Source organism: Paenibacillus piscarius (assembly GCF_022234545.1).
GTDB classification, from domain to species: Bacteria; Bacillota; Bacilli; order Paenibacillales; family Paenibacillaceae; genus Paenibacillus_AQ; species Paenibacillus_AQ piscarius.
Genome location: NZ_JAIEUI010000010.1, coordinates 193,839 through 218,494, shown reverse-complemented (window position 1 = coordinate 218,494; position 24,656 = coordinate 193,839). Strand labels below are relative to the sequence as shown.

General features: G+C 54.5%; 20 protein-coding genes. 16 read left to right on the top strand and 4 right to left on the bottom strand.

Annotated elements, in window-relative coordinates; translation table 11 throughout:
* The first annotated feature begins 33 nt into the window (after window positions 1–33).
* The 11 genes from dinG to K1558_RS17675 all read left to right on the top strand — a co-directional run bounded on the left by dinG (window position 34) and on the right by K1558_RS17675 (window position 13,157).
* Window positions 34–2,895, top strand: coding sequence for an ATP-dependent DNA helicase DinG (gene dinG / locus K1558_RS17725; protein ID WP_238652975.1), 2,862 nt, complete (start codon window positions 34–36; stop codon window positions 2,893–2,895).
* 181 nt (window positions 2,896–3,076) lie between these two features.
* Window positions 3,077–3,730 (top strand): redox-sensing transcriptional repressor Rex, encoded by a 654-nt coding sequence (locus K1558_RS17720; protein ID WP_238652974.1) that lies wholly within the window; start codon window positions 3,077–3,079, stop codon window positions 3,728–3,730.
* Window positions 3,717–5,018 (top strand): amidohydrolase, encoded by a 1,302-nt coding sequence (locus K1558_RS17715; RefSeq protein WP_238652973.1) that lies wholly within the window; start codon window positions 3,717–3,719, stop codon window positions 5,016–5,018. Before K1558_RS17720 ends, K1558_RS17715 begins: the two co-directional genes overlap by 14 nt.
* Window positions 5,019–5,047: 29 nt before the next feature.
* Complete coding sequence (locus K1558_RS17710) at window positions 5,048–5,569, top strand: cell wall elongation regulator TseB-like domain-containing protein (RefSeq protein ID WP_238652972.1); 522 nt, start codon at window positions 5,048–5,050, stop codon at window positions 5,567–5,569.
* A 287-nt stretch (window positions 5,570–5,856) separates the two neighbouring features.
* Entirely contained in the window at window positions 5,857–6,624 is a 768-nt protein-coding gene (locus tag K1558_RS17705; protein ID WP_238652971.1) for an aminoglycoside adenylyltransferase domain-containing protein, read from the top strand.
* A 198-nt stretch (window positions 6,625–6,822) separates the two neighbouring features.
* Window positions 6,823–7,365: a hypothetical protein gene (locus tag K1558_RS17700; protein WP_238652970.1), complete on the top strand. Its 543-nt coding sequence runs from the start codon at window positions 6,823–6,825 to the stop codon at window positions 7,363–7,365.
* Window positions 7,358–8,860, top strand: a complete 1,503-nt coding sequence (locus tag K1558_RS17695; RefSeq protein ID WP_238652969.1) for an AAA family ATPase — start codon at window positions 7,358–7,360, stop codon at window positions 8,858–8,860. The genes K1558_RS17700 and K1558_RS17695 overlap by 8 nt, the downstream gene beginning before the upstream one ends.
* Before the next feature lie 132 nt (window positions 8,861–8,992).
* Window positions 8,993–9,865: a 3-hydroxyacyl-CoA dehydrogenase family protein gene (locus tag K1558_RS17690; protein ID WP_238652968.1), complete on the top strand. Its 873-nt coding sequence runs from the start codon at window positions 8,993–8,995 to the stop codon at window positions 9,863–9,865.
* Entirely contained in the window at window positions 9,862–11,070 is a 1,209-nt protein-coding gene (locus tag K1558_RS17685; protein ID WP_238652967.1) for an acetate/propionate family kinase, read from the top strand. Before K1558_RS17690 ends, K1558_RS17685 begins: the two co-directional genes overlap by 4 nt.
* A 21-nt stretch (window positions 11,071–11,091) precedes the next feature.
* Window positions 11,092–12,387, top strand: a complete 1,296-nt coding sequence (gene asnS / locus K1558_RS17680; protein WP_238652966.1) for an asparagine--tRNA ligase — start codon at window positions 11,092–11,094, stop codon at window positions 12,385–12,387.
* Window positions 12,388–12,410: 23 nt separating this feature from the next.
* On the top strand, window positions 12,411–13,157 hold the full coding sequence (locus K1558_RS17675; RefSeq protein WP_238652965.1) for a DnaD domain protein: 747 nt from the start codon (window positions 12,411–12,413) through the stop codon (window positions 13,155–13,157).
* A gap of 439 nt (window positions 13,158–13,596) precedes the next feature.
* Here the strand turns inward: K1558_RS17675 and proC are convergent, their stop codons facing one another.
* The 4 genes from proC to K1558_RS17655 all read right to left on the bottom strand — a co-directional run bounded on the left by proC (window position 13,597) and on the right by K1558_RS17655 (window position 18,212).
* A complete protein-coding gene (gene proC, locus K1558_RS17670; RefSeq protein ID WP_238652964.1) occupies window positions 13,597–14,463 on the bottom strand; it encodes a pyrroline-5-carboxylate reductase in 867 nt (288 codons plus the stop codon).
* A gap of 31 nt (window positions 14,464–14,494) precedes the next feature.
* Window positions 14,495–15,742, bottom strand: coding sequence for a glutamate-5-semialdehyde dehydrogenase (locus tag K1558_RS17665; RefSeq protein ID WP_238652963.1), 1,248 nt, complete (start codon window positions 15,740–15,742; stop codon window positions 14,495–14,497).
* Between the two features lie 56 nt (window positions 15,743–15,798).
* Window positions 15,799–16,902, bottom strand: coding sequence for a glutamate 5-kinase (proB, locus tag K1558_RS17660; RefSeq protein ID WP_238652962.1), 1,104 nt, complete (start codon window positions 16,900–16,902; stop codon window positions 15,799–15,801).
* Between the two features lie 398 nt (window positions 16,903–17,300).
* A complete protein-coding gene (locus tag K1558_RS17655) occupies window positions 17,301–18,212 on the bottom strand; it encodes a LysR family transcriptional regulator (protein ID WP_238652961.1) in 912 nt (303 codons plus the stop codon).
* 167 nt (window positions 18,213–18,379) lie between these two features.
* Here K1558_RS17655 and leuC point away from each other — a divergent pair, with 167 nt between their 5' ends.
* The 5 genes from leuC to K1558_RS17630 all read left to right on the top strand — a co-directional run bounded on the left by leuC (window position 18,380) and on the right by K1558_RS17630 (window position 24,606).
* Window positions 18,380–19,804 carry a 3-isopropylmalate dehydratase large subunit gene (gene leuC, locus K1558_RS17650; RefSeq protein ID WP_238652960.1) on the top strand — a complete coding sequence of 475 codons (1,425 nt, stop codon included), beginning with the start codon at window positions 18,380–18,382 and terminating at the stop codon, window positions 19,802–19,804.
* Between the two features lie 29 nt (window positions 19,805–19,833).
* Window positions 19,834–20,436, top strand: a complete 603-nt coding sequence (gene leuD / locus K1558_RS17645) for a 3-isopropylmalate dehydratase small subunit (RefSeq protein WP_238652959.1) — start codon at window positions 19,834–19,836, stop codon at window positions 20,434–20,436.
* Window positions 20,437–20,651: 215 nt separating this feature from the next.
* On the top strand, window positions 20,652–22,211 hold the full coding sequence (locus K1558_RS17640; protein WP_238652958.1) for an N-acetylmuramoyl-L-alanine amidase: 1,560 nt from the start codon (window positions 20,652–20,654) through the stop codon (window positions 22,209–22,211).
* Between the two features lie 197 nt (window positions 22,212–22,408).
* Window positions 22,409–23,854, top strand: coding sequence for an N-acetylmuramoyl-L-alanine amidase family protein (locus tag K1558_RS17635; RefSeq protein ID WP_238652957.1), 1,446 nt, complete (start codon window positions 22,409–22,411; stop codon window positions 23,852–23,854).
* 107 nt (window positions 23,855–23,961) lie between these two features.
* Window positions 23,962–24,606, top strand: coding sequence for a GerMN domain-containing protein (locus K1558_RS17630; RefSeq protein WP_238652956.1), 645 nt, complete (start codon window positions 23,962–23,964; stop codon window positions 24,604–24,606).
* The last annotated feature ends 50 nt before the right edge of the window (window positions 24,607–24,656 follow it).

The window sequence follows — 24,656 nt, the reverse complement described above, 5'->3', positions numbered from 1 at the left end:
AAGAGTCTCAAGTGAAAGGGAATAGAACTTATAATGAAATTTGCCGTGCTTGATTTCGAAACTACGGGAACCCAATCGGTGGGTGAGATCATCCAGGTTGGCCTTGCCCTTATTGAAGAAGACGGGTCCATCTCCCGCGTGTATGGTTCCTATGTCAAGCCCGGAGCTCCCATTCCTCCTTTTATCACAGGGCTGACCGGAATTACAGACAGCGATGTGCAGGAGGCGCCGGAGCTTGAGGATATGATGATGGAGCTGGTGCCGCTGCTGGATGATGTGGTCCTGGTTGGACATAATGTAGCCTTTGATTTTCATTTTCTGCAGAATGCGCTGGACCGCTGCGGCTATCTGCCGTTTCAGGGCCGGATTCTGGATACCATTGATTTTCTCAAAATCTGCTTCCCCACCCTGGGCACCTATCAGCTTGGCGCGGTCAGCAGCCATTTCGGACTCACCCATGACCGTCCTCACCAGGCGGACAGCGATGCGCTAGCGACTGCGCTTGTGCTGCTCAAATGTCTGGAGGAGCTTCGCAGCCTGCCTCTTCTGGCGATCCAGCGGCTGAATGAGCTGTTCGCTGACGAGGACAGTGACCTGGCCTGGTATTTCGACGGACTGCTGCGCGAGCGGGAGATGGAGACCTTCCAGCCGGAGAACGGGCTGACCTTCCACCGCCAGCTGGCACTGGCTGTCGGCGACTGGACAGAGCTGGCTCCGCCGCGCGGGGAAGGAACCGGCAACCCGCTGGAGAATATTACCTTTGAGGAATACATGGATGAGGTGACCCTGCGGCTTAAAGAGGCTTTTCCCCAATATGAGAGCCGGGAAGCCCAGGAGCTGATGATTCACGAGGTGAACACTGCGCTGACGGAGGATAAGCATCTGCTGATTGAAGCGGGGACCGGCACCGGCAAATCGCTTGGTTATCTGCTTCCGGCTATATATCATAGTGTCCGCAATGAACAGAAGGTCATGGTCAGCACGCATACGATCAACCTTCAGGACCAGCTGCATGAGCGGGATATCCCGCTTCTGACCCGTGTTGTGCCATTCCCGTTCAAGGCATCCATCTTCAAGGGGAGGGGGCACTATTTGTGCCTGCGCAAATTTGAACATAGATTGATCAAAAAGGATTTCACCAGCACCCGTGAAGAAGCGCTGACGGCGGCACAGATGCTTGTCTGGCTCACCCAGACATCAACCGGAGATGATGAGGAGCTTAATCTTAGCGGGCGGGGCGGTGACTTCTGGGAGACCGTTGCCAGTGATACCGACTCCTGCCTTGGACGTGCCTGTCCCTGGTTCCGCAAGTGCTATTATCACCGGGCCAAGCATGAAGCCGGCATCTCGGATGTGGTGGTTACCAATCACTCCAAGCTGTTCGCCGATGTTAAGGCCGGGCATCAGCTTCTTCCGGCGTATGAGCATCTTGTGATAGACGAAGCCCATCACCTGGAGGATATTGCCGGGAAGCATCTGGGAATGCAGATGAAATATTTCACAGTTGCACATACGCTGACCCGCTTATACAAGGACAGCCGGAGCGGGCAGCTGCCTGCGCTGCGCCAGACCCTGCAGTCATCGGGCAGTGAGCAGGCCTCGGAGTGGAGCGGGGTCATTGACCGGATCTACCCGGACCTGCTGACCGTGAAGGAATCCTGGGATGCCCTCAGCGAACGGCTCTTCGCACTGCTGCCTGAGCGCAGTGATGCCGGAGCCGGTGAAGCCGGCCAGCTGGTAGCACGGCTGCAGCCGGGCAAAAAGCCCAAAGACTGGGAGGAGCTGGCGGCCCTTGAGCAGACCCTCAATCTGAGCTTGAGCGATATCATCCGCAAGGGTGACAAAATGCTCAGCGAGATGCGTGACACGGACAGCCAGTCCTCTTCGGACAGCCTGGTCACGGATATCGGCGGTTTGTTCAAGGACCTGGCCTCCATCAGGGATCAGATCCGTTTCTTCATGAACCTGAACGACGAGAATATCGTGTACTGGCTGGAGGGCAGCGGTAACTACAAGGGCAAATCGCTGCAGATGTATGCTGTTCCCGTGGATGTCAGCGCCCAGCTCCGCGAGCTGTTCTTCGACAAGAAGAAGAGTGTGATTCTGACTTCGGCCACCTTATCGGTGGACAAATCCTTCCAGTTCATGATCGACAACCTAGGGCTTGATAGTGCGGCTGAGCAGGGGCGGCTGATGACCGCGCTGCTGCCGTCGCCGTTCAAATACCGGGAGCAGGCGCTTCTGGTCATTCCCCGCGACTTCCCGAGCGTCAAGGGAAGCATAGGGGACGCCCGCTTCGTGGACACTCTGGTGCGTTCGCTGGCGGAGGCTGCTGTCGCAACCAGGGGGCGGATGCTGGTGCTGTTTACCTCCTACAAGATGCTGCGCCAGGTCTATGACCCGCTGAAGGAAGCGCTGGTCCCTGAGGATATTGCGGTGCTCGGACAAGGCGTGGAGGGCGGCAGCCGCAGCAAGCTGATCCGGCGCTTCCAGGACAGCACCGCTTCAGTGCTGCTTGGCACCAGCAGCTTCTGGGAGGGGGTAGACATCCCCGGCGAGGCTCTGACCTGCCTGGCGATTGTCCGCCTGCCGTTCCAGCCGCCGAATCATCCGCTGGCCGAGGCGAAGTCGGAGCTGCTCCAGGCCCAGAAGAAGAACCCGTTCATGAAGCTGTCTGTCCCGCAGGCGGTTATCCGCTTCAAGCAGGGCTTCGGGCGGCTGGTCCGTACGGCTAAGGACCGCGGCATCGTTATTGTATATGATACCAGGGTGATTGAATCTTATTATGGGAAATACTTTTTGTATTCCCTGCCCGGGCCCAAGATGGAGCATATGCTCACGGACCAGATGGTTCCGCGCATCGCCGAATGGCTGGACGAAGGCGGGGTTTCATAATTCATCTGCTGTTGATATTATTAAGAAGGCATGATTCACCTGATGTTCCGTCTATCCGCAGGCTTCTGCCGCTACGGCAGAAGCCTGCGGGTGACGGTTCCTATAAGCGGCATCATACGAGCAAGTTTGCGGTGCTCACGCAATGAAGCGTTTACTATTCACCATATTAGGAGGAGAAAGCATGAAATCGGATAAAATATCGGAGGCCGTAGTCCGCAGGCTCCCAGTGTACCTGCGGTTCCTGAACGATCTCCAAAAACGTGAAATCTCCACCGTTTCTTCCCAGGAGCTGGGTCAGAAGCTTGATCTGAACCCCGCTCAGATCCGCAAAGACCTGGCATACTTCGGAGATTTCGGCAGAAAGGGCATCGGCTATGATGTCTCTTATCTGATTGAGAAGATCCGCCATATTCTCAAGCTTGACCAGCAGATCAACGTGGCTCTGGTCGGCGCCGGTAATCTTGGACATGCTTTGTCCAATTACAATGCTTATCTGAAGGATACGATGAAGATTACAGCGATCTTCGATGCTTATCCGCCGAAGGTGGGCCAGAAGATCAACTCCCTGGTTGTGCAGCCGATGGAGGAGCTGGGGGATACCATCCGCGCCCAGGGCATCCGGATCGGGATTATTACGGTACCGGACAGTGAAGCCCAGAACGTAGCGGATATTCTGGTGGATTCCGGCATTGAAGCGATTCTGAATTTCGCGCCGGTCATTCTGAAGACGCCTGCTAATATCCGCATTCATGCCGCAGACTTCACCACCGATCTGCAGAGCCTGGCTTATTATTTGCGCGATGGAAAGGAAGAGCCTGAAGATGAGCAGCAATAAGACGATAATCAAGAATGGACGTTTTCTGGTTCCGGGTACTGAGCAGCCGGTACTAAGCGGGTATATGACCATAGAGAATGATCTGATCACTTACATAGGTGAAGCGGAGCCTGTCCATGAGGAGGGGGCTCTGATGGTTGACGGCAGACGTCTGCTCTTTATGCCGGGTCTGGTCAACACCCACGGCCATGCGGCGATGTCTCTGCTGCGCGGATATGGGGACGATATGGTGCTGCAGTCCTGGCTGCAGGAGAAAATGTGGCCGATGGAAGAGAAATTCACCGGCGAGGATGTCTACTGGGGCTCTGCGCTATCAGTGCTGGAGATGCTGAAGGGCGGGACTACCACCTTCCTCGATATGTATGACCATATGGACCGGGTAGCTGAGGTGGCAGAGCAATCCGGTATTCGTGCTGTACTGATGCGCGGCGTGATCGGCCTCTGTCCGGAAGAGGTGCAGAATCACAAGCTGGCAGAGGCGATTGACTTCGCCCGCAGCTGGCACGGCAAGGCCGACGGCCGAATTACATCTATGCTCTCGCCGCACGCACCTTACACCTGTCCGCCGGAGTTCTTCATGAAGTTCGTGCAGGCGGCCCATGATCTCGATCTGCCGATGCATACGCATATGTCCGAGACCCGCCATGAGGTGGAGCAGAACGTCACAGATTACGGCCTGCGCCCCGTTGCGCATCTGGAGAAGCTGGGGATGTTCACCCGGCCATCCCTGGTTGCCCACGGCGTGCATCTGACCGATGAAGAGATCGGCATATTGGCCAAGTATAACGTTGGCGTATCGCATAACCCTGGAAGTAACCTGAAGCTCGCCAGCGGCGTGGCAAGAGTACCGGAGCTGCTCCAGGCAGGGGTTAAGGTCTCGCTCGGCACAGACGGCGCGGCCAGCAACAACAATCTGGATATGTTCGAGGAGATGCGTCTGGCAGCACTGATCCACAAGGGGGTCAGCGGTGATCCTACGGCTGTACCGGCACCTGAAGCGCTCCTGATGGCGACCGAGTATGGGGCGCAGTCCATCTTCCTGAACAGTGTGGGCCGGCTTGCCGCCGGCATGAAGGCGGACTTCATTGCCCTTGATATTGACCAGCCGCATCTGCTGCCGCATTCCGACCTGCTCTCCCATGCCGTCTATTCGGCCAGCGCCAAGGATGTGGAGCATGTGTGGGTGAACGGCAAGCAGGTGGTGAAGCACGGGCAATGCCTGACCCTCGATGAAGAAGCCATCCGCCGCAGAGCGCAGGAGACGTTCGACAGCCTGCTGAAGCGCTAAACCAGCAGAACGGGAAAGGAAGCAACGCGGTGAAGAAGAAGAGGAGAAAATGGCTCTGGCTGGGAATTAGCCTGGTTCTGCTCCTTCTGTTCGGACTAAGCCAGTTCTATGCCTACATTATGAAGGATCAGTGGACTGAGCGGAATGAAGCCAAGGAACTGGCCAGAGCAAAGGCAGGATTAACGGAGATCTCCAAGGCCCAGAAGTCCGTCTGGGACGAGAATTCGATCTATTGGGTGCTGACCGGCAGCAATGCAGCGGGGACCGAGCTGATGGTGTGGGTCCGCTTCACGGCCGAGGGCAAGCCCGCCGGAGGCGAGAACGGACTGTATGCCGAAGAGGTGAGCAAGGGTACCTCTGAAGCGCAGATGCGCAAGCTGCTTGAGAGCCAGATGCCCGATATTACGATCAAGCGGCTGCTCCCGGGGGTATATAACGGGGAATACGTCTGGCAGCTTTTTTACAAAAAAGAAGGTCGCTATTATTACAGCTTCTACCGCTTCTCAGACGGCAGCGCCATCGGTGAGGGGTACAGTCTGCCGAATCGTTAAGCTAAGTTAAGCTATGCTATACGTCAACGGCGGATCTAAACGCGGGGGAACAGTTCATCTGTTCCTCCGTTTTTTATGCGAAAACCGAACACATTGTGCAGACGGGAAGTGCGTAAAGTAAGTTGATTTTCCGGCGAAAACAATCTGGAACCGTTCTTGGACTGGTGTTAGCGGGGTGGCTATGACTTAATAGATGTATACGGAGAGATATACCATTTGCTATACCGGGAATTTGTGTTCAGCCGGTAATAACATAAGAATGCTCTCAATCGAGGAGGATGCTGGAAATGGAAACATTAGCTTACTTAGATCATGCGGTAGAGCTGTTCAAGGAGGAACTGGGGGCCAATCTGGCGGGGATTTATTTGCATGGCTCGCTGGCGATGGGCTGTTTCAGCCCGGAGACGGGCGACATCGATCTGCTGATCGTGGTACATAACAAGTTGTCCCAAGAAGTCAGCCGGAGGCTCGCGAAGCGGATTGTAGCATTACATGATATGCTGCCGAACAAGCGCGGAGTTGAACTGTCTATTGTCTTGAAGACATACTTGAGGAATTTTGTGTACCCGACTCCGTTTGAATTTCATTTCTCGGAAGCTCACATAGAGCGCTACAGAACGGATGAGCAATACTTGTGCGGCGGGTTTGAGGATGCTGATCTGGCGGCACATTTTTATGTGGTCTATCACCGGGGAGTGATCTTGTACGGGGAACCCATCCGTGAGGCATTTCTGCCGGTAGACCGGGGGTATTACCTGGATTCCATTATGTATGATGTTGGAGACGCGCACCAAAAAATTACGGAAGCTCCGGTGTATTACACGTTGAATCTTTGCAGGGTGCTGTATTATGTGTGCGAAAATGTTGTGTCCTCCAAAAAGGAAGGCGGAGAGTGGGGAAAGAAGCATTTGCCCGCGCAATATCACGGACTGCTCACACGGTGTCTGGAAGCATACAGCGGATCATCAAACAGCGAGGCCTATGACCCGGAATTGCTTACTGATTATGCAGAGTATATGATAAATGAAATTGAGCGGCTGCGGGGAAATGGTTAATCTATGAAACATCCAGAAATTAGAATCAAAAATTTTAAATATATTCACAACTTTATGTAAAATCGTATATACACCTGTGATATACTACTACTTGTATTAAGACATGCCTAATAGCATGTCAGTCTCGGAAGGGCGCTAGACACGCTGGATTGTTAATTTTATAGAAAAAGCTGGTTATTTTGGAGAGGAGGACGTTTCTTGAAACTGCGTCTTATGCCTGTGCTGCTAACGTCTCTGCTGTCTGCTGCTGTATTGTTCGGCGGCTGGTATTCCTACCGTCAGTTCGCCGTGCAGGAGCCGCTGAAGAAGCTGGTATCATCCTATGAGGGAGTGAAGGATTCCCATATTACTATTAAACGCAATGAAGTGACTTTGAAACTGAATTTGCAGCCGGGCACGAAATTACGTGAGCTGGTGCAGTATGTATCGAGTGAAGGCAGCTCGGCCATTAACGGGCGGACCATTAAGCTGGATGTCGAGCAGCACTCCAGTGAACTGCTGGATGAATATTGGGACAAAGCGATGTTCTCTGTGGCGGAAGCGATGGAGAGCCGTAAATATACATTAATTCCAGCCAAGCTGGACGGGTTAAAGGAACAGAACAGCAAGTACAGCGGGATTACAGCAACAACGGAGATTGATGACAACAATGTATATGTGAGTCTGAGCAGCGGTACAGAGAGCAAGTTCATCATTCTGCCGCGCACCGGCGCCAAGATGGGAGTGTGGGACAATGCCTAAGTACTGGAAAGAGGTTATAGCCGGATTTGTTCCAGTCGTGCTGATTTTTATGGCTTTTGTGGGGATTAATATCTTCCCTGTAATCATAGCGCTCGGCATGGTTGCAGCTCTCCTGTTCATTGCCCACGCGCGCGGCGGTCTGGCGGTTAATGCAGGCGCAGACAAGAAGCGGAAGAAGAACGGCCCGTCCAAGCTGACCTTTGAAGAGATCGGCGGGCAGGACAATGCCAAGCAGGAGCTGCGCGAGGCGCTGGACTTCCTGATCCGGCATGAAGAGATCAGCAAATTCGGGATTCGCCCGCTCAAAGGCATTCTGCTGACTGGTCCTCCCGGAACCGGGAAGACGCTGATGGCGAAGGCTGCGGCACATTATACCAATTCTGTGTTTGTCGCTGCATCGGGCAGTGAGTTCGTGGAGATGTATGTCGGCGTCGGGGCCGGACGGGTCCGTGACCTGTTCAAGGATGCCCGCACGCGTGCGCTGAAGGAGAACAAGCAGAGTGCGATTATTTTTATCGATGAAATTGACGTGATTGGCGGCAAGCGTGAAGGCGGACAGCAGCGCGAATATGACCAGACACTTAATCAGCTCCTGACGGAGATGGACGGGATTTATAATAATGATACCCCGCGCATTCTGCTGGTAGCCGCTACGAACCGCAAGGAAATGCTGGATTCGGCGCTGCTGCGTCCAGGCCGGTTCGACCGCCACATTCAGGTGGATATGCCCGACAAGAAGGGCCGCAAGTCGATTCTCGATCTTCATGCCAAGAACAAGCCGCTGCATGAGACCGTAGATTTGGACAAAATTGCCGAAGAAGCTTACGGCTTCTCCGGGGCACAGCTGGAGAGCGTGATGAACGAAGCGGCGATCTACATGATGCGTGAGAATCTGACCCTGGTGGAGCAGCGCCATCTGTCGATGGCGATCGACAAGGTGATGATGGGAGAGAAGACCGACCGCGAGACGAATCATGAAGAGAAGCGGCGTGTAGCGATTCACGAGCTGGGACATGCCATTATGGCTGAGCTGCTGCGTCCCGGAAGCGTCAGCCAGGTTACGCTGACTCCGCGCGGACAGGCTCTCGGCTATGTGCGGCATAATCCGCAGCAGGAGCAGTACTTATACACGAAGGATTATCTGGAGAATCAGATTATGATCGCACTGGGCGGAGCTTCAGCCGAAGAAATGTACTACGGCGGGCGCAGCACCGGCTCGCGCGGCGATTTCGATCAGGCGCTGAACATTGTGGAGACCATGATGAAGTCCGGGCTAACCTCCCTTGGAATCGCGAATCTGCAGATGGTGACGACCGAAGAGCTGATGAAGGAGAATAGTAAAATCCTGGATGAGTTAATGGTCCGCACCAATGAGCTGCTGAGCCAGCAAAGAAATGTATTTGATTACTGCCTTGACATTTTAATGAAAGAAGAAGTTCTCTCCGGAGAGCAATTTCGTTGTCAATTTCGTGACAGTGTCCTTTTACCGGCATAATTCTTTATGCCGGTTATTTTTTTTTACTTTTCAGACATGCTAAGATATCATTATATGTCGGGCTACTTATTTTTTACGACAGACAAGGTACAATACTGAAGTATAGATACCTGAAAGGATGGAGACTTAAGAATGAACTTTAAGAAGATCGGTGTCATCGGCGGGGGCACAATGGGACAAGGCATTGCCGAAATGCTGGCAGCCAAGGGCCTGGATGTCATGCTGGTGGAGAAAACGGCTGAAAGACTGAACTACTCCTACGAAATGATCGAGACCAGCCTCGACAAACAGCTGGAGAAATGGGCGATCACACAGGCGGAGAAGAAACTGATTCTTGCCCGTATCCAGAAAGTAACCCATTTCGCTGAACTGAGCTCCTGCGATATGGTGATTGAGACCATCGTTGAAGATCTGGAAGCGAAGCAAAAGGTATTCAATCAGCTCGATCAGGTGTGTCCGAGCCACATTATTCTTGCCAGCAACACGTCAACGCTCAGCTTGACAGAGCTTGCAAGCTCAACAATGTACCCGGAACGCGTAATCGGTATGCACTTCATACATCCTGTAGGCAAGGTCGACCTGGTTGAAATCGTGCGCGGACTGAAAACTTCAGACAGCACCTTTGAAGATACCAAGGCCTTTGTTGATGAGATTGTTGAGAAAAAAGGCGTAATGATTTACGAATCCCCGGGATTTGTATCCTCACGCCTCATTTGCCTGTTCATCAACGAAGCGATGCATGTGCTGCAGGAAGGCGTTGCTTCTCCTGAAGATATTGACGACGCTATGCGCATCGGCTACCAGTTCCAGAACGGGCCGCTTGAAATGGCTGACCGCTTCGGTCTGGACTCCGTTCTGGCCGCGCTTGAGAACATGTTCCGTGAATACGGCGAGCTCAAGTACCGTCCATCGACCATTCTCAAGAAGATGGTACGTGCCGGACAGCTGGGGACCAAATCGGGCGAAGGCTTCTTCAAGTATGACAAGGATGGTGACCGTATATGAATATTTTAGTAATCAACTCCGGCAGTTCCTCATTGAAATACCAGCTGTACAATATGACAGATGAGTCTGTCCTGGCCAAAGGCTTGGTAGAGCGTATCGGAATGGATTCCTCCATTCTGAACCACAAGCCTACTGGTAAGCAGGAGGTTACTGAGGTCAGTGAAATTCTGGAGCACAATACGGCAATCCGTAAGGTGCTTGCCTGCCTGACTGACAAGGAGCATGGCGTTATCGCATCCACCGACGAGATCAATGCTGTAGGGCACCGTGTAGTGCACGGGGGGGAATTCTTCAAATCCTCCGCCCTTGTTGATGCCGATGCAAAGACTAAGATCCGCCAGCTGTTCGACCTTGCGCCGCTGCATAATCCGGCTGCCATGATGGGAATTACCGCTTCCGAGAATAATATGCCTGGAGTGCCGCAGGTTGTTGTGTTCGATACTGCATTCCACCAGACAATGCCTGAGAAGGCGTATATGTATGCTATTCCGAGAGTGCTCTACAACAAATACAAAGTCCGCCGTTATGGCGCACACGGCACCTCCCATGACTTCGTCAGCAAAGCGGCTGCCGAGTATCTGGACCGTCCGCTTCAGGACCTCAAGATTATCACCTGCCACATCGGTAACGGTGCCAGTGTAACAGCAGTAGACGGCGGCATTTCAGTGGACACCTCGATGGGGATGACTCCGCTGGAAGGTCTGATGATGGGTACGCGCAGCGGTGACCTTGACCCGGCCGTTGTTCCTTATGTGATGAATAAGGAAGAGCTGTCTGTCGGTGAAGTAAGCTCCATGCTTAACAAGCACAGCGGTCTTCTGGCCATCTCTGGCGTGAGCAGTGACATGCGTGATATCATTGACGGTGCGGAGAAAGGCGAGCCTAACTCGACGCTTGCTTTTGAAATGTACGAGTACCGTCTGCGTAAATATATCGGTTCTTACGCTGCTGCCATGAACGGGGTAGATGTCATTGTATTCACCGCTGGTGTTGGCGAGAATGCATCCCTGCTGCGTGAAAGAGTACTGAACAATCTTACGTTCCTTGGAATCCAGCTGGATGCAGAAGCCAATAAGGTCCGCTCCGGTGATCCGCGCCGTATCTCCACGGCTGATTCCAAGATTCAGGTGCTTGTGGTTCCGACAAACGAAGAGCTTGTCATTGCACGCGATACTTACCGTATTGTGCAAGGAATTAACGGCTAAATTAGAGGAGAGATCTTAGGCATGGCTAACAAAAGTGTAATCAAGAACGTGAATGAGCATGTTGGAGAGAGTGTGGTCATCGGGTGTTGGGTGAACAATAAGCGCTCCAGCGGTAAAATTCAGTTCCTGCAGCTTCGTGACGGTACCGGTTATATTCAAGGGGTCGTGGTGAAGTCTGAAGTACCGGAGCAGGTCTGGGACGATGCCAAAAGCCTTACCCAGGAAAGCTCCCTGTATGTGACCGGAATCATCCGTGAGGAGCCGCGAAGCCAGTCAGGGTATGAAATGACAGTTACGGGCATTGAGGTTCTGCATCTGACCGAGAACTATCCGATTACTCCGAAGGAGCATGGCGTAGACTTCCTGATGGATCACCGTCATCTCTGGCTGCGTTCCACCAAGCAGCGGGCGGTCATGGTGATTCGTGCGGAGATCATCCGTGCGGTTCAGCAGTTCTTCAACGAGAATGGCTTCACTAAGGTGGATCCGCCGATTCTGACGCCAACGTCAGCGGAAGGCACAACTAACCTGTTCCATACGAAGTATTTCGATGAGGATGCCTATCTGACCCAGAGCGGACAGCTGTATATGGAAGCTGCTGCTATGGCGCTTGGACGTGTCTATTCCTTCGGGCCGACCTTCCGTGCAGAGAAATCCAAGACCCGCCGCCATCTGATCGAGTTCTGGATGATTGAACCGGAAATGGCGTTCGTAGAGCATGAGGAGAGCCTGCGTGTGCAGGAGGATTTCATCAGCTTCGTGGTGCAGTCCGTTCTGACGAACTGCCGTGCCGAGCTGGAGGCGGTGGGACGCGATGTCTCGAAGCTGGAGAACATCAAAGCGCCGTTCCCGCGTATCAGCTATGATGATGCTATCAAGTTCCTGAATGAAAAAGGCTATGAAATCGCCTGGGGCGATGATTTCGGAGCTCCTCATGAAACAGCCATCGCTGAAATGAGCGACCGCCCGGTGTTCATCACCCACTATCCTGCGTCCTTCAAGGCCTTCTATATGAAGCCGCATCCTGACCGTCCGGAAGTGGTGCTGTGCGCGGACATGATCGCCCCTGAAGGCTACGGGGAGATCATTGGCGGATCGCAGCGTATCGATGATCCGGCGCTGCTGGAAGCACGCTTCAAAGAGCATAATCTGTCGATGGAGACTTACCAGTGGTACATGGATCTGCGCACCTACGGCAGCGTTCCTCACTCCGGCTTCGGCCTGGGGCTGGAACGGACGGTAGCCTGGATCTGCGGGCTGGATCATGTCCGTGAGACGATTGCATTCCCTCGCACATTGTACCGTCTGTACCCTTAAGATACTGACAAGGGGGCTTAGATTTGGACGGAACCAGTTGGAATACCTGGGGTGAAGGTGCAGCCTTCGGCCTGGAGAACGGAATGGCCGTCATTCCTTATGCGCTCCTGAAGAACTACCGGAAGCTGAATCTGTCCGGCAGCGAGGCTATGCTACTGATTCACCTGCTCTCCTTCAGACAGGTCGAAGGGATTGACTTTCCTTCGCTGGAGGAGCTGCAGGCAGTAACCGGACGCAGTATCCCGGTGATTGCCGGTGAGCTGCAGAAGCTCATGAAGGAAGGGTTCATCAGCATCGACGGAGATAACGACGAGCTGCGGGACATTCATTATGAGCGTTACAACTTCTCCGGCCTCTACGCCAAGCTGGGCGCTTATCTGGCGCAGATGAGGCAGGAGGCCGGCGGGCGCAGCGGCAGTGAGCGTACCTCCGAAGCAGCCGGTCATCAGATCCGGTCTGCTGCGCCGGATGACAGCTATGCACGTCCGGCGGCCGCCGAAACGGAACAGGAACGCAGCCTGTTCAGCATCTTCGAGAAGGAATTCGGCCGCCCGCTGTCCCCGATGGAATGTGAGTCCATCTCCGGCTGGGTGGACGAGGACCGTTATCCCGAGGAGCTGATCCTGCTCGCGTTGAAGGAATCCGTCTTCGCCGGCAAGGTCCACTTCCGCTATATCGACCGCATCCTGCTGGAATGGGCCCGCAACCGGGTGAAGAATGCCCAGGATGTCAAAGCCTATGCCCAGAAGTTCCGGGGCGGGGGCCGGTGAGCGGAGCGGAGTAGATATATGCCAGTTAAGGTGTCTTTTAAGTCATGTATGTGGCTTAGAAGACACTTTTTTACTTTTGCCGCCTCTGACTTGACCGAGAGTGAGTAGGGAGCTGGAATGAGGTGTATAAATGCACTTGATTTGGGCGGAAGGGTGCTAATGAGCAATGTGAAGGGTATAAATACACCTGATTTCAGCAAAACTCGGCTAATGAGCCAAATGAAGTGTATAAATACACTTGATTACGCTAAAGAACGGAAAAACGAGCAGATGAGAGGTATAAATACACTTGGTGTCGGCCGAAGCAGGCGGAATTATGATTGCCAACCTAACAAATCAACCAATAAACAGCAAACAGCCCTCATTCCCTTCACCTGGAAGGAACTGAGGACTGTTTGGCTAGGCGCTAAATACTCAAAAACAATAACAAGTCCCTAAATTAATGCAGCTCGTTGTCCAGTGCCGCACCCATCTCGCGGGAGCGTTCGGCACAGCGGCTGACCGCAGAGATAACGGTCTCGAAGAAGTCGCCGCGCTCCAGCACTTCGATGGCGGCCTGGGTTGAGCCGTTCGGCGAGGTGACCTTCTTGCGCAGCGCCGCAGGCTCTTCGCCGGTCTGCTGCACCATCCGCGCCGCGCCCAGTACGGTCTGGACCGTGAGCTCGCGGCTCTGCTCAAGCGGCAGTCCGCCACGGATGCCGGCGGCAATCATCGCTTCCATCATGTAATAGATGTAGGCCGGTCCGCTGCCGGAGATGCCGGTTAAGGTCTCCATCCGCTCTTCGTCAATGACCGCCGTTAAGCCGACCGCTTCAAAGATATTAAGCGCAGTCCGCCGGCTCTCTTCGCTAACCTCTTTGGAGAAGGCGATGCCGGTTGCGCCCAGCCCGATGGAGCTGGAGGTATTGGGCATCGAGCGCACAACAGGCTGCGCAGTTCCGAGCAAGCCCTGCATGGTGCGGATGGTCAATCCGGCAATGACGGAAATGACCAGCTGGTCCGGCGAGAGCAGCGGACCCAGGGAGCGGAGGGCTTCCGCCGCGTCCTTGGGCTTCATGGCAAGTACGATGACCGGTGCCGAGCGGAGGGCTTCCGTCTTCTGCTCTCCGGCATTATAGCCGAGCACGCCATAACGGCTGCGGAGCTCGGCCAGCCGCTCATTGCTGCTGCGGTTCAGCATAATAATCCGGCTCGCTTCGACTACATTCCGGGCGATCATTCCGCGGACAATGGCCTCAGCCATCGAGCCTGCGCCATAAAAAACAATAGAATGATTAATCAATGGAATTGCAGGTTGCTGGCACATGGCTGGCAGTCCCCCTATAAGTTAAAGTGAATTACCCTCTGGTCTGGCCGGAGCCATGAACGAGGTATTTGCTCGAAGTCAGTGCCGGCAGTCCCATCGGGCCGCGGGCATGAAGCTTCTGGGTACTGATGCCGATCTCGGCGCCGAAGCCGAATTCAAAGCCGTCTGTAAACCGGGTGGAAGCGTTATGGTACACGGCAGCGGCGTCTACTTCCTGGAGGAAGCGGGCCGCATTCCCGGCATCTTCAGTGACAATACATTCGGAATGCTTGGTGCCGAACTCGGCGATATGGCGGAGGGCGGCTTCAAGCGAGTCCACGATCCGGATATTCAGAATATAGTCGTTATATTCTGTCGCGAAATCCTCAGGTGCGGCAGGCTTGGCCCAAGGCACAAGAGCGAGCGTATCCGGGCAGCCTCGCAGCTCCACCCGGGCCTCGCGGAAGGCTTCGGCGAGTGCAGGCAAATGCTGCCGGGCATAGTCACGGTGAACAAGCAGCGTCTCCATGGCATTGCAGACAGAAGGCCGCTGGGCCTTCGCATTGATGCTGATCCGCTGCGCCATCTCCGGCTCAGCGCTTGCATCCAGATAAGTATGGCATATGCCTGCGCCTGTTTCAATGACTGGCACTGTAGCGTTGAGCACGACGTTCTGGATGAGCGAGCTGCCCCCGCGCGGAATGATGACATCCAGCAGACCATTGAGCTTCAGCATCTCATCGACGGAGGAACGGTTCGGATCTTCGATCAGCTGCAGGGCATCCGGCGGCAGGGAGGTAGCCGCCAGCGCGCGGTGCAGCACCTCGGCAATCGCCCGGTTGGAGGACAGGGCGGACGAACCGCCGCGCAGGACGACGGCATTCCCGGTCTTCAGGCATAGACCGGCCGCATCGACGGTTACGTTCGGGCGGGCTTCGTAGATAATACCGATGACTCCGAGCGGAACGCGGATTTTCTCAATGAACAGGCCATTCGGGCGTTCGATGGTCTCCAGATGGTCGCCAACCGGATCAGGCAGTACCGCGATCTGCTGCAAGCCCTCAGCAATACCCTCAATCCGTCCGGTATCCAGCGCCAGACGGTCCAGGAGCGACTCGGGTGTTCCATTCAGGCGGCCGCGCTCCAGATCTTCCGCATTCGCAGCGATAATGTAGTCCGCTTCAGCGACTAAGGCCGCAGCCATAGCCAGCAGCGCTTCGTTCTTCTGTCCCGTAGTGAGGCTTGCCAATACTCCTGTTGTAGCTTTTGCCAGCGTTGCCTTGTGTACCACTTCACTCATGACCATTCCCCCTATAAAAGTTATGTTAGCACAGATATTCATCCCGGGAACCCGGCTTAACGCAGCGTAATCCATTCATCGCGGTGGATGACCTCCAGCCGGTGGACCTCCCCGAGCTTAGGGACGATCTCCCGGCTGGGCAATCCCTGGATGCTGCGGAGCTGGGTATCATCATAATTGACGATACCCCGTCCAAGCAGCTGTGCGTCCGGGCCGAGGACCTCCACCACATCCCCGGAATGAAAGCTTCCCTCGATCCGCCGCACGCCGACCGGCAGCAGGCTGTGTCCTCCATGCAGCAGCGCTTCCACGGCCCCGTCATCGACATACAGCGAGCCCAGCGGAGTGGACATGAAGCCCAGCCACTGCTTTTTGACCGGCAAAGAGGAGAGGGTGGTGGCAAAATAAGTACCTTTGCCCGTTCCCGCCGCTGCCAGGGATAAATCTCCGGGCTCCGTCACCCGGCCTACGAAGACTGGAACGCCGCCACGGGTGGCGATTTTGGCGGCATCGATCTTGGACTTCATTCCGCCTGTTCCTACACTTGTGCCTGCGCCTCCGGCTATCGCATAAATCTCCGGCGTAATCTCCGCAATATGCTGATACCTTACAGCATCCGGGTGCTTACGAGGGTCACCGCTGTAGACGCCGTCCATATCGGTCAGGACCAGCAGGTGGGAAGCCTTCAGCAGATTGGCGACCAGAGCTGACAGAGTGTCGTTATCCCCGAACTTCAGCTCATCCACAGATACCGTATCATTCTCGTTGAACACAGGGACCGCACCCTGCCGGAGCAGCTCCTCTACAGTCATCAAGGCATTGTTCATCGCCCGGCGGCTGCAAAAGTCGGTGCGGGTCAGAAGGATCTGCGCGGTCGGAATGCCGTGCTGCGCGAAGGCCTCCTGGTAGGCCTGCATAAGCATAACCTGCCCTACCGCCGCGGCAGCCTGCTTCTCGTGGAGCAGCTTAGGACGCACGGAGTAGCCAATACCTCGAAATCCGGCGGCGACGGCGCCCGAGGTAACCAGCAGCACTTCACTGCCCTGTTCACGGAGCGCGGCAATCTCGGCGGCGAAGAAGGCAACCGCATCCCGGTTCAATCCGCCTTCGGGTCCGCTGAGCGAGCTGCTGCCGATTTTGACCACAATTCTTGACGTCATTGTCTTTCACTTTCCTCTCGAATTGAAATGCATCTATTGCCTGAAAATGACAAAAAGCCCCCATCCTAAGACTTAGCAAAGGACGAAAGCTGAATTCACTTCCGCGGTACCACCTTCATTGATGAGGGTTCATCCGACTTCATTCTCGTAACGGGAGTATCCGTCCTGCAGGCAGCAGGCCGCTCGGGGGTAGGATTCGGAACGGACATCCGCGGTGAACTCTCCCAGCCTTCCGGAATTCACTCTCTGATACGCGAATTATTGCCTGTTCTTACTGGTCCCGTCTGCACGTTTCACTATTTGTCCTATAGAATACCATGGGGGCACAGGGTTTGCAAAGGGCGTCAGGATAATATTTTTGCGGGAGGCTTGAACCAATCTTCAGGCTGAGACTGCGGTTAATGATCTGCGAGACGGACCACTGTGTCTTTGAAGGTGGCGATAAAAGCTTCGGCTGCACGGGACAAGTAACGTCCGCGGCGGTAGGCAATGACCAGGGTGCGGCCGGGCACCGGCTCCGCCAGCGGAAGATAGACCGGTACGAATTCGCTCCGGGGTGCCCGGGCGATGAAATGCGGCACCAGCGTAACCCCCATTCCGGCGGCAACCAGCGACTGGACCGTCTCCATATTATTGCTCTCAAACACAATCCGCGGCTCAAATCCGGCCTCCCGGCACAGATCTACCGTCATTTTACGGAAGCCCTGGCCTTTCTTGAGGACGATGAACGGTTCATTCTTAAGCTCCTCCAAAAGGGTGCGTACCCCCTGCGCCCCGCGCGCTGCAAGCGGATGCTCAGGCGGGACGGCGAGATCGATCCGTTCCTCGCCAAGAACCTCATAGGCCAGTGTCGGAATCTCCAGCGGCAGGGAGAGCAGACTGAGATCTGTCTGACCGCTGGCCGTCAGCTTCTCCAGATTCATCGAGGAGTCCTCCAGCAAGGTGATGTCCACATCGGAATATTTGCTTTTGAATACAGGCAGGACACGGGGCAGCAGATGCGCTCCGGTAATCGGCATGCTGCCGACCACCACGCGGCCGGTGCGCAGCTGGGAGATATCGGACATCTCCTGGCGCAGCAGCTCAACGGCGTCCATAATCACCTGGGCCTGCTCAACAAACTTCTCACCGGCATAAGTCAGCTCCACTGAGCTGGTATTACGCTGGAAGAGCAGCACCCCGAGCTCCTTCTCCAGCTTGGACAGCTGCTGGCTGAGGGAGGGCTGGGCAATATGCAGCTTCTCGGCAGCCCGTGAGAAGTTGCGCTCTGCCGCAATCTGCAGCGTGTATTGCAATTGTCTGAGTTCCATACATATGCTCCTTTTTGTGCGATTGATCTGTTTATAAGTATAACCTATGAACCCTATAGAAATCATATCTTGGAATTATAAACACTCTGATGTTATATTTAGAGCATTCAAGAGAGACTCCACGCTCTCTTCATTAATGAACGATTCTACTATTATGAGGTGAAATCATGGGCAACAAGACAATGTTTGAGAAGATTTGGGAGAACCACGTTATCCATCAGGAGGAAGGCAAGCCTAGCATCATCTATATCGATCTCCATCTGGTTCATGAGGTCACGTCCCCGCAGGCCTTTGAAGGGCTGCGCCTGAGCGGGCGTAAGGTACGCCGTCCTGAGCTTACATTTGCAACCATGGACCATAACGTGCCGACCAAAGACCGTTTCAATATTACTGATCCGATTTCCAAGCAGCAGATTGATACGCTCTCGAAGAACTGTCAGGATTTCGGCGTAAGACTGTTTGACCTGAATGATATTGATCAGGGCGTTGTGCACGTCATGGGCCCTGAGATTGGTCTGACCCATCCCGGCAAGACGATTGTCTGCGGAGACAGCCACACCTCCACCCACGGAGCGTTCGGCGCGCTGGCCTTCGGTATCGGCACCAGCGAAGTAGAGCATGTGCTGGCCACCCAATGTCTGCAGCAGTCAAAGGCCAAGACGATGGAAGTCCGCTTCACCGGCAAGCGTAATCCGGGCGTAACGGCTAAGGATATGATCCTTGGTGTGATTGCCAAGTACGGAACTGATTTTGCTACAGGTTATGTTATTGAATATACAGGCGAAGCGATCCGCGAGCTGTCGATGGAAGAGCGTATGACGGTCTGCAATATGTCGATCGAGGGCGGAGCCCGAGCGGGTCTGATCGCTCCTGACGAGACGACCTTCAACTATCTGCGCGGACGCCAGTATGTACCGCAGGGCGAAGCTTACGATGCTGCGGTTGAGACCTGGAAGACGCTGGTCAGCGATGAAGGCGCCCAATATGATACCGTTGTGGAATTCGATGTGGAGACACTCATTCCGCAAGTGACCTGGGGCACCAGCCCGGGCATGGGTACAGACATTAGCTCCAGTGTTCCGAATCCGGCAGACTTCGCGACAGAGAACGAACGCAAAGCGGCTGAGAAGGCGCTTGAATATATGGACCTGACTCCAGGTACACCAATCTCCGAGATCGGGATCGATTACGTCTTCATCGGCTCTTGCACGAATGGACGTATAGAAGACCTGCGTGCAGCGGCTGAGGTTGCTAAGGGCCATAAGGTATCCGACAAGGTGACTGCCATTGTAGTACCCGGTTCCGGACGCGTGAAGATGCAGGCCGAGAAGGAAGGTCTGGACAAAATCTTCACCGAAGCAGGATTCGAATGGCGTGAAGCTGGCTGCAGTATGTGTCTGGCGATGAATCCGGATGTTCTCCAGCCGGGACAGCGCTGCGCCTCCACCTCGAACCGTAACTTTGAAGGACGCCAGGGACGCGGCGGACGCACGCATCTGGTCTCGCCTGCCATGGCGGCTGCGGCTGCCATCAAAGGCCGGTTCACCGATGTACGTGACTGGAACTACAAGACGGAAGCCGTCAACGCATAGAATAATCGAGAGAGCAGGAGGATACAGCAATGGAAGAATTCAAGAAATTAACAGGTATCGTAGCCCCGGTTGACCGGGTGAATGTAGATACGGATGCGATCATCCCGAAGCAGTTCCTGAAACGGATCGAGCGGACCGGGTTCGGACAATTTCTTTTTTACGAATGGCGTTTTGATGAAGCGGGTAATGATAATCCGTCCTTCGAGATGAACAAGCCGCGTTACGAGGGGGCTTCTGTGCTGATCTCCCGCGCCAACTTCGGCTGCGGCTCGTCGCGTGAGCACGCTCCTTGGGCGATTATGGACTACGGGTTCAGAGTGGTTATCGCCCCGTCCTATGCGGACATCTTCTATAACAACTGCTTCAAGAACGGTATTCTGCCGATCAAGCTCTCCGAAGCCCAGGTGGATGATCTGTTCAACCGCACGGCGGAGCATGAAGGCTACAAGCTGACCGTCGATCTGGAGAACAAGAAGCTCACCGATGAGTACGGGCTGGATCTCTCCTTCGATCTGGATGAGCACCGCCGCCAGTTCCTGCTGCAGGGCCTGGATGATATCGGTCTGACGCTTCAGCATGCGGACGAAATCGCTGCTTATGAAGAGCGGCATGCCGCCAAGCTGTTCGCCTAAATTCTGCTGGCTTTTGAGGAGCCGGACGATGAACAACTGGTGAAGAGAATCGTAAACTTTTCATCTTTTACACAAAACTTCTATTTCCGGGTGTCGGAAATAGAAGTTTTTTTGCTATAATCGATATATTCATTGCCTGTGAAGGCAACTTTTGGGGATTTATGTCGTCTTAATCTTATCTAGGGATCTATCAACTGACTAAAGGAGAGGAAAGGATGAAGAAAGCCGGACAACGGGTGTTGCTTCTGCTGCTGCTGCCATTATTCTTACTGTCATTCGCCGGCCATGAAGCTGCTGCAGCCGCAGCGGGCTCCGGAAAGATCGTGATGGACAGCAAGGAGCTGGCGCTGCCCAAGGGCGTTATTATTGAGAATGTGAATGGAAGCGTTATGATTCCGCTCCGTGTGGTGGCGGAGAATCTTGGATTTGAGGTTAAATGGGAGCAGGCCACCCGCAAAGTTACCGTTGAGCAGGACGGCAAGTCTGTTCAACTCGCAGTGGGAAGCAAGACGGCTGAAGCCGATGGGGTAAGCCTGGCACTCAATGCGGCACCGAAGCAGACCGGCGGGACGGTGCTGGTGCCGATCCGTTTTGTCGGCGAACAATTCGGGCTCAGCGTCGGATGGGACAATACGGACAAGACAGTGTACCTTAGCGGGGGAGTAAGCAGCGACCCGCTGCCAACTACAGATCCGCTGCCAACTGCTACCCCGGCACCTGTGCCTACGGCAGAGGCTGTCCAGTCTCCGGCGGCTCAGCCCAATACAGGCACAGAGATTACAGAGGAAGTGAACGGCAGCATTACAGCCAGCCCAACACCGGTGGCAACATCACCTGTGGTGAACGGGGCGGTGTTCAGTGAGAACCGGCTGATTATCGCCGCAGCCGGAGGCGCTAAGCCTACAATTTCGAGGGCTACCAGTCCGGACCGTATTATCATTGATTTTCAGGGAGCGGTGTTTGCCCCTGATTTCAGCGGAAGCTTCCCCGGAGTATCGACAGGGGGCAGTCCTCAAGGCAAGCTGGACACAACGGGCTACCCGCTAGTCTCAGAGATCCGTTATGCTCTGTTCACAGGCGGTCCTTCGGCGGTCCGCTTCGTTATTCAGACGGCCGGCCACCAGAATTATGAGCTGATTACGGATGATATCACAGGACTGGTCACTATTGATCTCAACGCGCTAAGCAGCGGAACGGAAATGCCTGTGAATACAGGAGTGACAGGAAGACCGGTTATTGCGCTTGACGCCGGTCATGGAGGCAAACAATCGGGAGCGGTAAGCCTGACCGGCAAGCTGGAGAAAACCTTCAATCTGGCCGTGATCCTCAAGGCGGGAGCGATCCTGGAGCAGGAGGGCTGGGCGGATGTCGTCTACACGCGTACTACGGATGTTACGCTGGGACTGCAGGACCGTGTGAAGATTGCCCAGGCGGCAAACGCTACATTGTTTGTCTCGCTGCATGCGAACTCGCTTGATAAGGACTATCCGAACCGTGACAAAATCAACGGCAGCGAAACCTATTACTCGCGGAGCGAGAGCCTTCCGCTTGCCCAGATTATGCAGAAGCATCTGGTGGCAGGCACGGGCTTCAAGGATAATGGTGTCCGGTCGAAGAGCCTGCATGTGACAAGAGAAACCAAGATGCCTGCGATTCTGCTCGAAGCCGGTTACCTGACCAACGCAGGGAATGATGCGGCCCTGTTCAGCGAACAACTGCAGGATAATCTGGCCCGTGAGATCGTAGCCGGAATCAAGGAATATCTCGGGTTATAATCCTGCGGCAGGCCAAATGTCTGTTACAGCGTACATATAGTCAGACATGTAATTAACACAGACATTTCCATCAGGTTTGGTATTTATTCGCAACTTTTGAGGACTCCGGGCGTCTAAACTATGTCGAAGGCTGTCAGCAGGGAATGCCATCAAGAACGCTCAGGTAGGGCGGAATACTAGAGTCTTAGAGGTGAAGAATGAAGAAATTTGCTTTTATGCTGTTGTTGCTGCTCCTGGTTGTAGTATTGCCGGGACATGGACAGGCCGCTTCCGCGCAGCCGCAGAGCAAGATCTTCCTGGATGGTCAGGAACTGACTGCTGGACAAGGTGTCCAGGTGGAGAATGTGAACAACTCTATCATGGTGCCGCTAAGAATGATTGCTGAGAATCTTGGATACAAGGTAGACTGGGATCAGCCCAGTAAGACCGTCAAGATTGAACAGCAAGGGAAGACGATACAATTGATCGTGGACCAGACGGCCGCATCCGTTGACGGCAAGACGGTAATTCTGACTACAGCGCCGCTGCTGAAGAATAACACGACGCTTGTGCCCATCCGCTTCATCGGGGAGCAGTTCGGCCTTACAGTCAAATGGGATAATGTGAAGAAGGTTGTAGACCTTATTACCCCGCAGATTCCCGAGCCTAACACGGATGACAGCGGAAGCAGCGGCAACGGGGGAACCGTAGTAGTGCCGCCTGGAGAAGATGCAAGCGGCCTAAGCATGGTCAACGGCATTAGCTTCAATGACAACAGGTTTATCATAGCCATGGAGGGCAATAGCCAGCCCGTTGTCTCCAAAGTGGGCAGTCCCGACCGGATCGTAGTCGACCTGCCAAACGCGACCTTCTCCGACTTGTTCGGTACAGGCCAGCAGCTGGACCCGGATCTTAACGGGAAGCTTGCCATTACGGATTATCCGGATGTATCTGGCATCCGCTATTCCCTGTACAGCAGCGATCCGTACACTGTCCGTTTTGTCATTGATCTTAATACTCCCAAGAATTATAGCGTTGAGGTCTCCGGAGATTCCTCCAAGCTAATCGTGATTGATCTGAATGCGCAAGCTTCGGGAGATACTACAACTCAGCCCGGCAACAACGGGCGGAAGCTCGTAGTGCTGGACGCCGGACACGGCGCCAAGGATTCCGGGGCTGTCGGGGTAACCGGCAAATATGAGAAGAACTTCAATCTGGCCGTTATTCTGAAAGCGGCAGAGCTGCTCAAGCAGGAGAACAAAATCGATGTGGTGCTGACGCGCAGCGATGACACCTTCCTTGAGCTGAAGGAACGGGCGGCCATCGCCAATAATCTCAAGGCCGACTTGTTCGTATCCGTCCATGCCAACAGCAGCGGATCTTCAGCAGCCAGCGGAACAGAGACCTATTATCAGCGCGAGGCCAGCAAGGCGCTGGCGAATGTGATGCACAAATATCTTGTTCAGGCTACCGGACTCAGCAACCGGGGGGTAAGGTACGGTAACTTCCATGTGATACGGGAAACGAAGATGCCGGCAGTATTGCTTGAAGTTGGCTATCTCAGCAACAAAAATGATGAGGCGCTGCTCTTCACCGAATCGCTGCAGAACAGTGTAGCGGCAGGAATAGCCAAGGGAATTAAGGAATATCTCGGGGTGCAATAACAACGGGCGGCAGCAGGGGCTGCAGAGTCGGATTTGGGCCATAAACTCAGGTCACAAGGACTTTGCGGCCCCGTCCTGCCCGTATTCATCTGAAGGGGGTTATCGAAATGAATAAGAAATTGACATATGCAGGTATTGCAGCGATGCTGCTCCTCGTTATTTCAGGGTGCGGAGATAAGCCTACAGCTGCACCGGCGGGAACTGCGACTCCAGATTCAACTTCGGTGTCCGGCGGAGCCGGTGGTAATGATTCAGGCAGCGCCACCGCTACACCACAGGCGACGAGCACTCCTGAGCCTACGGCAACAGCAGCTCCGGAAGCGACAGCCAAGCCGGATGCTCCTGAGAAGCAGAGCCTGAGCATCAAAGTCTTCTATACGGATCCGCAGCAGATGGATCTGGTTCCGGGAGAAGCTACAATTGCCTTCAAGGATACGAAGGAGAAGTATACTGAGGTCTTCAAGGCGCTGCAGAACAGCAGCAAGGCTGATCAGATCCCGCTCTGGAACAAAATTGAGCTGAAATCGCTGGAGTTCTCCAATGGACAGGTTGTGATGGATATCCATAAACCGGACGAGGCTCAGCTGGGTGCCGGCGGCGAGGCACTGGCGATCAGCGCACTATCCCAGACCTTTTTCCAGTTCGATGAAGTCAAGAATATTGATGTGCTGGTGGATGGCGAGCAAGTAGAGAGTCTTATGGGACATGTGGATCTGGTGCATCCGATTACCCGCGAGAACAACGGACTGTAAGCTGAAAGCAGGAAACAGGCAAACAACTGGCGAAACACCAACATAACAAG

Excerpts from the sequence above, each read along its gene's own strand:
- proC (WP_238652964.1), bottom strand. The coding sequence starts at position 14,463 with ATGTGCCAGCAACCTGCAATTCCATTGATTAATCATTCTATTGTTTTT.
- K1558_RS17635 (WP_238652957.1), top strand. The coding sequence starts at position 22,409 with ATGAAGAAATTTGCTTTTATGCTGTTGTTGCTGCTCCTGGTTGTAGTA.
- K1558_RS17690 (WP_238652968.1), top strand. The coding sequence starts at position 8,993 with ATGAACTTTAAGAAGATCGGTGTCATCGGCGGGGGCACAATGGGACAA.
- K1558_RS17705 (WP_238652971.1), top strand. The coding sequence starts at position 5,857 with ATGGAAACATTAGCTTACTTAGATCATGCGGTAGAGCTGTTCAAGGAG.
- leuD (WP_238652959.1), top strand. The coding sequence starts at position 19,834 with ATGGAAGAATTCAAGAAATTAACAGGTATCGTAGCCCCGGTTGACCGG.
- K1558_RS17665 (WP_238652963.1), bottom strand. The coding sequence starts at position 15,742 with ATGAGTGAAGTGGTACACAAGGCAACGCTGGCAAAAGCTACAACAGGA.
- dinG (WP_238652975.1), top strand. The coding sequence starts at position 34 with ATGAAATTTGCCGTGCTTGATTTCGAAACTACGGGAACCCAATCGGTG.
- K1558_RS17720 (WP_238652974.1), top strand. The coding sequence starts at position 3,077 with ATGAAATCGGATAAAATATCGGAGGCCGTAGTCCGCAGGCTCCCAGTG.
- proB (WP_238652962.1), bottom strand. The coding sequence starts at position 16,902 with ATGACGTCAAGAATTGTGGTCAAAATCGGCAGCAGCTCGCTCAGCGGA.
- K1558_RS17695 (WP_238652969.1), top strand. The coding sequence starts at position 7,358 with ATGCCTAAGTACTGGAAAGAGGTTATAGCCGGATTTGTTCCAGTCGTG.
- asnS (WP_238652966.1), top strand. The coding sequence starts at position 11,092 with ATGGCTAACAAAAGTGTAATCAAGAACGTGAATGAGCATGTTGGAGAG.
- K1558_RS17640 (WP_238652958.1), top strand. The coding sequence starts at position 20,652 with ATGAAGAAAGCCGGACAACGGGTGTTGCTTCTGCTGCTGCTGCCATTA.
- K1558_RS17630 (WP_238652956.1), top strand. The coding sequence starts at position 23,962 with ATGAATAAGAAATTGACATATGCAGGTATTGCAGCGATGCTGCTCCTC.
- K1558_RS17655 (WP_238652961.1), bottom strand. The coding sequence starts at position 18,212 with ATGGAACTCAGACAATTGCAATACACGCTGCAGATTGCGGCAGAGCGC.
- K1558_RS17685 (WP_238652967.1), top strand. The coding sequence starts at position 9,862 with ATGAATATTTTAGTAATCAACTCCGGCAGTTCCTCATTGAAATACCAG.
- K1558_RS17715 (WP_238652973.1), top strand. The coding sequence starts at position 3,717 with ATGAGCAGCAATAAGACGATAATCAAGAATGGACGTTTTCTGGTTCCG.
- leuC (WP_238652960.1), top strand. The coding sequence starts at position 18,380 with ATGGGCAACAAGACAATGTTTGAGAAGATTTGGGAGAACCACGTTATC.